Source organism: Arthrobacter sp. H14 (genome assembly GCF_000520495.1).
GTDB lineage: Bacteria > Actinomycetota > Actinomycetes > Actinomycetales > Micrococcaceae > Arthrobacter_C.
In genome coordinates this window covers 6,511-15,761 of sequence record NZ_KI914694.1, presented here as the reverse complement: position 1 = coordinate 15,761, position 9,251 = coordinate 6,511, and the positions used below count along the sequence as shown (strand labels likewise).

Genomic DNA, 9,251 nt, shown 5'->3' with positions numbered 1-9,251 from the left:
TGTTGGTCTACTGGACGACGACCAATATCTGGACCATGGCACAGCAGTTCTTCGTAATCCGCCGGATGCCTACCCCCGGTTCGCCTGCAGCCAAGGCACTCGCTCAGCGCAGGGCCCGTAAGGGGTTGCCCGTCGAGGACGGGAAGAAGGACGAAGCCGCTGTTGAGACGCCTGTGGCCCCCCGCGTCCAGCGTCAACAACCTGCACGTAAGAATAGGAAGAGAAAATGACGACTGAGCGCATAGAAGAGACGACTGAAGAGAAGAACGACGGCGTGGCTCCTGAGGAGCCGACGGCGAGCCGTCTGGAAGAAGAAGGCGACGTAGCCGCCGATTACCTCGAAGAACTGCTCGACATTGCCGACATCGATGGTGACATCGATATCGAGATCCGCAACGGACGCACCTATATATCCATTGTTTCCGATGACGATGAGAACGAAGGGCTCCAGCGGCTTGTAGGCCGGGACGGGGAGGTTCTGGAAGCCTTACAGGAGCTTACCCGCCTGTCCGTTCTAAGTGCGACAGAAAGCAGGTCCCGGCTCGTTCTTGACATCACGGATTACCGCGAGGAGCGCAGCGTCGTGCTCACAAAGCTTGCCGAGGATGCAGTTGCCAAGGTGAAGGACAGCGGTGAAGATTACGCGCTGGCGCCGATGAGCGCGTACGAGCGCAAGATCGTACACGACGCCGTCGCGGACCTGGGGATGATCAGCGAATCCGAAGGTGAAGGTTCCAAGCGTCACATCGTAGTCTCGATGGCTGACGACTAGAACGAAGACGATGCCCGGGGTATCCGGGCTTATTGCGGGTGCATGCTATTCGCGGGCAAGGGTGTCTGGTGGAAATAACTGACGCGGAGCGGCGCGTATCCGAGGTGGTCTTCGGGGATCGACTTGGCTTGGCAGAGCGCTTCGTTACGCATCTTGCCACCACCGGTATCGAACGTGGCTTGCTAGGGCCAAGGGAAGTGCCTAAGTTGTGGGGCCGGCACGTACTCAACTGTGCTGTAGTTGGGGAACTCGTTTCCGTCAACGCACATGTGGCAGACGTTGGCAGCGGTGCCGGGCTTCCGGGGCTGGCGTTGGCGATCGCCCGCCGCGACATTACTGTGACGCTTATCGAACCCCTTGAGCGCCGCGTTCAGTGGCTTAGCGAAGTCATCAGCGATCTTGAACTTTCCAACGTTAGTGTGGTGCGCGGTCGTGCTGAACAAGTAGTTGAATCGGTGAACGCCGATGTTGTCACTGCCCGGGCAGTATCGGCATTGTCAAAACTCGTTCAGATAACCATCCCTCTCCTTCACGGCCAGGGGGAAGTGTTGGCTATCAAAGGGCGCAGCGCGGGTGAAGAGCTTCATACGGCGGCGAAGAAGATTCGTAGACTCGGCGGGATAGACACCTCGGTGGTAACGGCCGGTGCCGCTCTACTGGAAGACCCGACGACGGTGGTACGGATCGTAGTGGAGCAGACGCTGGCGCGATAGGTCCATCTCGTGCGGCAGGTCATTACGGGGCGGGCCGTTATGTACAAGTTACCCTAGAAGAAATGGCTGAATTCATCTCGAAAGTTAGCGAGTCCCAGTGAGCTTTAAAGATTCATCCAAGCGAATTCCTCCGCTCGGCTCCCTCGGTTCCGCGTTCTCGACTCAAATTGCGACTGGACAACCTGATTCGTTTGTTGATCCAGCAAACATCGGTATCGTTTCACGTGAAACGCCGTCCAGTACAGTCGCGACGAAGAATGGGAACTCTTCGGCTTCACAGAGTGGCTCATCAGTTGCAGTCGCACAGGCAGTGGGTAAGGCGCAATCCTCGCCGGTGTTGAACGCCCGGCCACAAGCTTCCAAGGACGGGAGCGACAAGGCGGCCCCGAACGTCATCGACAGTCTGGACGACAGCACGCCTCTGGCCAGGGAACTCGCGAGCGAGAACAAGCGACGCGAAAAGCTTGCCGGACGATCCCTCCCGCGCCCGGACGAAACACGGGTTTTCACCGTCAGCAACCAAAAGGGAGGCGTCGGTAAAACCACAACCACTGTAAACATTGCTGCGGCCCTTGCCGGGGCAGGTTTGAACGTTCTTGTGGTGGATATCGATCCCCAAGGCAACGCCTCAACCGCCCTGGGTGTGGAACACCACGCAGAGGTGACCAGCATCTATGATGTGCTCATCAACGATGTACCAATGTCGGAAGTGGTCAGTCCCTCAGCTGACATCCCTAGCTTGCTTTGTGCTCCGGCCACTATCCATCTTGCCGGAGCTGAAATTGAACTAGTGTCCCTGGTTGCACGTGAACAGCGTCTACGCCGCGCCCTCGATGTTTATGCCAAGGACAGGGACAAGTCTGGCCAGGAAAGGCTCGACTACATTTTTGTTGATTGTCCGCCAAGCCTCGGTCTCTTGACGGTGAACGCTTTCGTCGCAGCCGGAGAAGTACTGATTCCTATCCAATGCGAGTACTACGCGCTTGAGGGATTGAGCCAGTTACTCAAGAATATCGAGATGATCCAAAAGCACTTGAACGCCGATCTGGTTGTCTCAACAATCCTGCTGACAATGTATGACGGGCGTACGAATCTAGCTGCACAGGTTGCCTCTGAAGTCCGCGAGCATTTTCCGGAGCAGGTTTTAGGCGCTGTCGTGCCCCGATCCGTGCGCATATCGGAAGCGCCCAGCTACCAACAGACTGTGATGACGTATGACCCCTCCTCCAGCGGAGCTCTGTCGTACCTGGAAGCGGCGACAGAAATTGCGGAGCGTAAGACACCCTGAACAACCCACCGGGTTCTCGGCGCGCAACGCCTTACACTGAGTAGGAATGTTTTACGTAGAACCGCCCCTTGTCGTGGGCGATAGGGAGGACAATTCCGTGGTTGAAAAACGCAGAGGACTGGGTAGAGGTTTGGGTGCTCTTATTCCGAGCGTTCCGCCCGAGCCCGGCGCAGAAGGCGAAACGGTGGAGCAAAAGCCGATAGCCCGGGCTGGTCGACCGGTGGATGTATTTTTCCCGGATTCCGCTCCACGTTCCCAGGAGGAACGGGAGCGTGGGTCAGTTCGTTCGGAAGAGGCTGCGTACGTTTCACGTGAAACGCTGGTCGAGGTGCCTGGGACATCTTTTGCGGAAATTCCGGTCGGGGCCATACACCCCAATCGGAAGCAGCCTCGAAACGTTTTCGACGAAGACGACATGTCTGAATTGGTTCACTCCGTGAGGGAGATCGGCGTACTGCAACCCATCGTCGTTCGTCCATCCTCCGAAGGTGGGGACTACGAATACGAACTCGTTATGGGTGAACGCCGTTGGCGGGCAACTAAGGAGGCGGGCCTCGAATCCGTGCCGGCCATTATCCGGCACACGACGGATGATGATCTCCTTCGGGACGCGTTACTGGAGAACCTGCACCGCAGTGATTTGAACCCATTGGAGGAGGCGGCCGCATATCAGCAGTTGCTGGACGACTTTGGTTGCACCCACGACGAACTGGCGGATCGGATTGGGAGATCCCGTCCGCAGGTGACGAATATGCTTCGTCTCATGAAGTTGCCACCACTGGTTCAGCGGCGGGTTGCCGCGGGCGTTCTTTCGGCCGGGCATGCACGGGCACTACTGAGCCTTACAGATGCCGCGGAAATGGAGAAACTGGCGCAGAGGATTGTCTCGGAAGGCCTATCTGTTCGGGCGACTGAGGAGATCGTATCGATGAGCGACGGACTCAAGCGCCCCGTGCGAAGCAACCGCCCAGAAGCTGGGGCCAGGCACGAACGACTGGATTATTTGGCTACTTCGCTCTCCGACCGGCTTGATACCAGCGTGAAGATCACATTGGGAGCGCGCAAAGGGAAAGTCGCAATCGAATTCGCCAGCGTAGATGATCTAAACCGCATAATGGGCGTGCTGAATCAAAGTCCAAACTAGGATTGGCGACATCGCTTCCGGGGGGGTCCGTTTCACGTGAAACGGACCCCCCCAGCTATCTTCCCTCATTCTTGTCTTCGTCGGCTTTAGCTAAAGACACGAGCGCTGCCGCCGTCGGTGTATATGGATAAGCATTTACTGCGCTTTCCGGCCTGTAACCGACAATAAGAGGAGCGCCCTGCGTTCGCTGGTCCGGGCTGGTGTTCTCGGCCTGGTGTGACGTGAGGGGCCCGTCCTCACCGGAGCTGGGCCCACTTCTTGCTTCCGGCGCCGTGGATAGACGAGCCCGGTCGTCTATATGCCAATCCGGCGTACTCACAATTCTCAGGAAGAGCACGCGTCGAAGTCAGCTGTAAAGGCGGTCTCAGAGCTGTTTTCCCAGGCAGGAGGCTATGTTCCACGTGAAACGCGATGATGGCACGGTCCGCTCGGCCCTGTGGCCTAATCCAGACAGTTCCGATGACCCTTTTGAGATCACTTACCTGCCTATGGGGGGTCGTCCCGCCAGCGGTACTTCATGAAGGCATATCCGGCCCCTCGGTCTCTGGGACACGAAGCTCTTCAGTGGCAGTATGACGATTGGGCCGCCTGGGTGAAGAGGTTTCACGTGGAACAAGATACCGTGCGCTATACAGACCGTTGGTCCCTCGGGATTGAGTCTCTTGCCTGGAACGACGTGGAGACTCAGATTGCGGTATGGCGGGGTCGTTGCGTGATGTTCCCACGACCGTGGCCCGGTTCGTACTTCTCTTTGTTCTCGCGCTGGGTCCCCGCGTGCCAAGAACGCACAACTGACAAGATCGCTTGGCTGTACACGGGCGGAGGTTGGCGTACACGGCCTGCAAAACAAGGCAGGTCGGCTTGGCCGCGAAGCCCCCTGGAATGGCACTGAGTCTTGGTTGGTGTGGTACCGCAGCTCGGGGAAGAGACAGTAGCCGCCAGCGTCGGGTCCTAGACGCCAGTGCAGGACTACCCGGAGGCATAGGAACGGCAGTAGACCTCCCTACATCACATGTTCCACGTGAAACCTGCCAGGCCAGCCATGAGCGAGTTTCGTGTGCGACGCCGATCGGCGATGCTACACAGCAGTTGAGTCGCTCGACAATCCCGATGCGGCACGACCGGCACGGTTGAGGGAGAACTGCCCGAGCCGGCGCGGACAATCAGTTGCTGGGTTCGATAGCCGGCCGGGCCTCCGGCTGATGTTTCACGTGGAACTGGAGCCACGGGCTTCGGAGAGGCCGACGAACCAGAGAGAGCCGATTAGTCGCCCTAACGCCGTATGGGGGCCCCAGTGCACGAAGGACGCAAGCGTCCAGTGGCCGGCAAGGCTCACTCCGAGGGTGCGGGCGGTGTACCGCCCCAGCGATCCCCGTACACCACCCCTCCCCGCCTGGACGCTCAAGATGCTTTGAGATGCGGAGCCTAAACCTCGAGGACATCACCTCCCGATCGACTAAGCTCTCACAACCCGACCACGCTGCATTTGTCGTCCTAGTGCCCACTATTCTGCACTGGTTATCCGCCGGAACCCACGTTCTTTGCATTGGCACCCTTCGAAGGATCGGGGATAGCTCCAGCGTGGCGGGGCCGTGCGTACCCCAAATCTCTGCCGAGAATCCGCAGCCGGCCGGGTTCCACGTCAAACATGGCCACGAATCGCTGGAGGTCGCGATGGACGTGCGCACGGAATTGCTTACAGCCCGTTTATCATGTCTGCACAAGATAACGAAGATTGCCGTCGAGTTGTAAACCGTTATTGGTTGTAACGGGCGCTCTTAGGTCGAAACTCTATGCTTCACGTTCGGCGTCGATCTCATTGAAGCGTCCGACGTCGTCTACACCCAGGCTCCCCGTAGGGTGGTCATCTTCTTCGACAAGATAAAGCCTCTGGATTCCGATGACGATAGCGTCAGCAAGTATCTGGCGAAAAACCGGGGTGGCCAACCTGGCTGCGTCGTCGTCGTTGCTTAGGTATCCCAGCTCGAGCTGCACTGATGGGATCCTACTGGAGCGCAATGTCTCCCAGGAGCGGGGGTGGACACCGAGGTCGACCATGCCCGTCCGCGCTACAACTTCCCTCTGCAGGAGGTGGGCGACGCGCTCTCCGATTGGCGACCTGGTCTCATTGCTTTCGGGTAACCCCCAATAGAATGCCGATACCCCGCTGGCAACTGGATTGGACAGCCAATCGCAATGCAATGTGATCGCCAGGCTGGCGCCACTGTCGTGAACAGCTTCAATGCGTTCACGTGGTGTCCGGTACTGGTCCTCGATACGGGTGAAAACCACCCTCGCACCGAATCGATCGAGAATGGATGATACCCGTTCCCCTATATCCGAGGTGATGTGGCTTTCGGCCAGGCGTTTTTGATTTGAGGAATCCGCCGATTGGCCGTTCCCAGGTGCTGGATCGAGAACTATTACCCGCCCGGAGAGCGCAGCGCTCGCCTGATTCAGCCGCTCGTAATCGCGAAGGGAAAAGGCCTTGCTGGCGCTTATGGACCGGTTTATCCGCGCAAGAGCGGAAATCGTTGCCCCATTACAGGAGCCGGTTGCCTCGAGCCCGACATTACGTTGCAACTCCTCGACAGCGGCTTGAGTCGGCGGGCCGAATTCCCCGTCGATATGGCCGTAAAAGAAGCCCAAATGGGAGAGCTGACGCTGCAACTCGGTAACGTCGTCCCCACGGGTGGGAGTATTGCCGGCTCCGTTGTACCCAATGGTTCTATCTCCCAGCTTGAACTGGGCTTCACTGAGAGAACGGTCTGTCTCCTCACCGACAATGCCGTCGACGATCAACCCCCTGCTTTGCTGGAAAGCACGTACTGCAGCGTCGACGTGGTCATCGAAGAATGATGGATTGTTCACGTCGGCCGGATCAAGATACGACACGGAAACGCCAGCGCGTATCAACCTCCTACGGAGAGTGATAACGCGCTGGCTGATGTCGCTTCGTTGCAGGTCTGTTCCTGCCTGCCCCGCGTTCATGTTGGTTTACTTGAGGAACTCTGCAAATTCCTGCTCAAAGAACTGTTTCGGCCGGGCACCGATCGCGGTCGCTGCGACTTCGCCGTCCTTGAAGACATAAACGGCCGGAATTGAGGTAATTCCGTATTTTGCCGCAATTCCAGGACTGTCGTCGACGTTGAGTTTGACCACATCGATCTTGTCCGAATGCTCGGCCGCAATCTCGTCGAGAATCGGCGAAAGCTTCCGGCACGGTCCACACCACTCGGCCCAGAAATCGACAATGACCGGCTTGCCGGCGTCGAGCACATCCGTCTGGAATGTCTCGTCAGTTACATCTTTTGCATTACTCATAGTTCTTCTCAATTCTTTGTGATTGGGGGTCTATTAGACCGCTGCTGCTTCTTCCACAGGAACCGTCTGCGCGGGGATCCCGCCGGGACGCGCCGCCAAGTAGTGTTCAACGTCGATAGCGGCGACACAGCCGGAGCCGGATGCTGTGATGGCCTGGCGGTAGGTCGGGTCAATGACGTCCCCGGCGGCGAATACGCCGGGAAGCGATGTCTTCGAGGTGCGGCCCTGGACGGCGATGGTTCCCTCCGGCGTCAGTTCGAGGTGGTCCTTGACGAGGTCCACGCGTGGATCATTGCCGATGGCGACAAATGCACCGGTGACAGCCAGAACGCTTTCTTCGCCGGTGAGGTTGTTCCTCAGCCGCAAGCCTGAAACCTTTGCGTCACCGTCGATACCGGTCACGTCCGCATTCCAAACGAAGTTGATCTTGGGATTTTCGAACGCCCGGTCCTGCATGATCTTTGAGGCGCGGAGGCTGTCCCGCCGGTGAACCACAGTTACGGAGCTGGCGAACTTGGTCAGGAACAGAGCCTCCTCCATGGCGGAATCGCCGCCACCGATGACGGCAATGTCCTGATCCTTGAAGAAGAAACCGTCGCACGTCGCACACCAGCTGACACCATGGCCCGAGAGCCGCTTTTCATCGGCTAATCCAAGTTCGCGGTAGGCCGATCCTGTGGAGATGATGATGGCGCGCGCCAGATAAGTCTCACCGGTGGCGATGGTGACTGATTTGATGTCACCATCCAGCTCGACCTTTGTCACGTCCTCGAATTCGATGCGCGTTCCAAAACGGGCCGCCTGCTTCTCGAACTGTTCCATCAGGTCGGGCCCCATGACGCCATCGGGAAAACCCGGATAGTTCTCCACATCAGTGGTGTTCATGAGCTCACCGCCGGCCTCTACGGAACTGGCGAACATCAAGGGCTTCAGCGCGGCGCGTGCGGTGTATACCGCTGCCGTGTATCCAGCCGGGCCGGAGCCGACGATGATGACGTCATGGATATCGGTGCCGGACGCGTCTTCTGCGAATGCGGACATATCTGTATCAGTGCTCACTGGCAGTGAACCTCTTCCTTGGTAGTGCGCGGCGGGGGGCCTGGTTTGGACAGCTCCCGCCCGCCGCCTGTTGCCTCTGACGATCACAACTTATTCTGAACTGTGGATATTCCGGCCGGTCCACGGTGCGTCAGCTGATATTGATTTCGGCGAGCTTGATACCCCAGGGGAAGGGCCCGTTGCTGTTGGCCAGCTGTGGTAGTTCCGTGAAATTGATGATCACGTATTGGGCAGTCCGGGGCTCGCCATTCGCTTCCGGAATCGGGAGGGTGATGCTTGGAGCGGTAAAGCTGCCCTGAGCCACCTGCTGCGCCCCTTCCAGCGTTGGCTGATCGTTCAGCAGAATTTCGAAACTGCCGCCCGAACCGTTGAGTTGCTCAAGCTGGACCTGGTTAACGGTTGACTGCTCCTGCAGCCCGACGACGAGGGCCAGATTCGACGCGAATCCGCCGAAAGTGTCGTTGGCATACAACAGACTGTTCCAGGAGGTCACCGGATTGTCATCGATCGCCTGCGGCAACGCCCCGTCGTTCACTGCGTCGAGGTCGGGCGCGTCGGGTACCAGACGGGTCACGCTCTGGGCCACCGGCTGGACTCCTGGGTTGGCGGATTCAGATGGGGACGGCGAGGCGGATTGGGATTCTTCCGGGCTGGCGGAGTTGGAAGACCCGGGAGTCTCCTCCGGCTGGCTTTCCGGGGCACTGGCCTCTTGGCCGGCGCCGCTGGGGTCGGAGGCGGTGGGCTGGAACATTGAACCGAGTTGTCCAACGGCCAGAACGACGGCGGCAATGAGTAATACCGCAAGTACACCTCCGACAAGCCAACGCGTAAAGCGAGGATCCCTCTTGCGGTCGGCTTCGTCGTCGTAGTCCGGCGGGGTTCCGTCGGTTCCTCTGGCCGCGGCGGGAAAATGCGACGCTGCCCGTCCCGAAGCCGCTCCGGCTGCGGCGG

The 9,251-nt window shown here is 58.7% G+C and carries 7 protein-coding genes and 2 pseudogenes; 5 read left to right on the top strand and 4 right to left on the bottom strand.

What is annotated here, in order from left to right; all coding sequences use genetic code 11:
- From Y707_RS32310 to Y707_RS0119745, 5 genes and pseudogenes are all read left to right on the top strand, one after another.
- Positions 1 to 230 (top strand): annotated as a pseudogene (locus tag Y707_RS32310) (membrane protein insertase YidC); the annotation flags it as partial.
- The gene (locus Y707_RS0119760) at positions 227 to 772 is read left to right on the top strand and encodes a Jag family protein (protein ID WP_026536354.1); all 546 of its coding nucleotides are present in this window, start codon (positions 227 to 229) and stop codon (positions 770 to 772) included. The pseudogene Y707_RS32310 and the gene Y707_RS0119760, both read left to right, overlap by 4 nt.
- Before the next feature lie 65 nt (positions 773 to 837).
- Entirely contained in the window at positions 838 to 1,485 is a 648-nt protein-coding gene (rsmG, locus tag Y707_RS0119755) for a 16S rRNA (guanine(527)-N(7))-methyltransferase RsmG (RefSeq protein WP_026536353.1), read from the top strand.
- Positions 1,486 to 1,819: 334 nt separating this feature from the next.
- Positions 1,820 to 2,773, top strand: a complete 954-nt coding sequence (locus tag Y707_RS0119750) for a ParA family protein (RefSeq protein ID WP_216699301.1) — start codon at positions 1,820 to 1,822, stop codon at positions 2,771 to 2,773.
- Positions 2,774 to 2,870: 97 nt separating this feature from the next.
- Positions 2,871 to 3,917, top strand: a complete 1,047-nt coding sequence (locus Y707_RS0119745) for a ParB/RepB/Spo0J family partition protein (RefSeq protein ID WP_026536351.1) — start codon at positions 2,871 to 2,873, stop codon at positions 3,915 to 3,917.
- Positions 3,918 to 5,708: 1,791 nt separating this feature from the next.
- On the opposite strand, the gene Y707_RS0119735 is transcribed toward Y707_RS0119745, so the two are convergent.
- From Y707_RS0119735 to Y707_RS27755, 4 genes and pseudogenes are all read right to left on the bottom strand, one after another.
- The gene (locus Y707_RS0119735; RefSeq protein ID WP_026536349.1) at positions 5,709 to 6,908 is read right to left on the bottom strand and encodes an N-acetylmuramoyl-L-alanine amidase; all 1,200 of its coding nucleotides are present in this window, start codon (positions 6,906 to 6,908) and stop codon (positions 5,709 to 5,711) included.
- A gap of 6 nt (positions 6,909 to 6,914) precedes the next feature.
- Positions 6,915 to 7,241 (bottom strand): thioredoxin, encoded by a 327-nt coding sequence (trxA, locus tag Y707_RS0119730; protein ID WP_026536348.1) that lies wholly within the window; start codon positions 7,239 to 7,241, stop codon positions 6,915 to 6,917.
- A 33-nt stretch (positions 7,242 to 7,274) separates the two neighbouring features.
- A complete protein-coding gene (gene trxB, locus Y707_RS27760) occupies positions 7,275 to 8,282 on the bottom strand; it encodes a thioredoxin-disulfide reductase (RefSeq protein WP_051442229.1) in 1,008 nt (335 codons plus the stop codon).
- Positions 8,283 to 8,430: 148 nt separating this feature from the next.
- A pseudogene (locus Y707_RS27755) lies at positions 8,431 to 9,251 on the bottom strand (ABC transporter substrate-binding protein); the annotation flags it as partial.

What these genes read in the sequence shown, in the direction of transcription:
- trxB (WP_051442229.1), bottom strand. Translation starts at nt 8,282, where the DNA reads ATGTCCGCATTCGCAGAAGACGCGTCCGGCACCGATATCCATGACGTC.
- Y707_RS0119735 (WP_026536349.1), bottom strand. Translation starts at nt 6,908, where the DNA reads ATGAACGCGGGGCAGGCAGGAACAGACCTGCAACGAAGCGACATCAGC.
- trxA (WP_026536348.1), bottom strand. Translation starts at nt 7,241, where the DNA reads ATGAGTAATGCAAAAGATGTAACTGACGAGACATTCCAGACGGATGTG.
- Y707_RS0119760 (WP_026536354.1), top strand. Translation starts at nt 227, where the DNA reads ATGACGACTGAGCGCATAGAAGAGACGACTGAAGAGAAGAACGACGGC.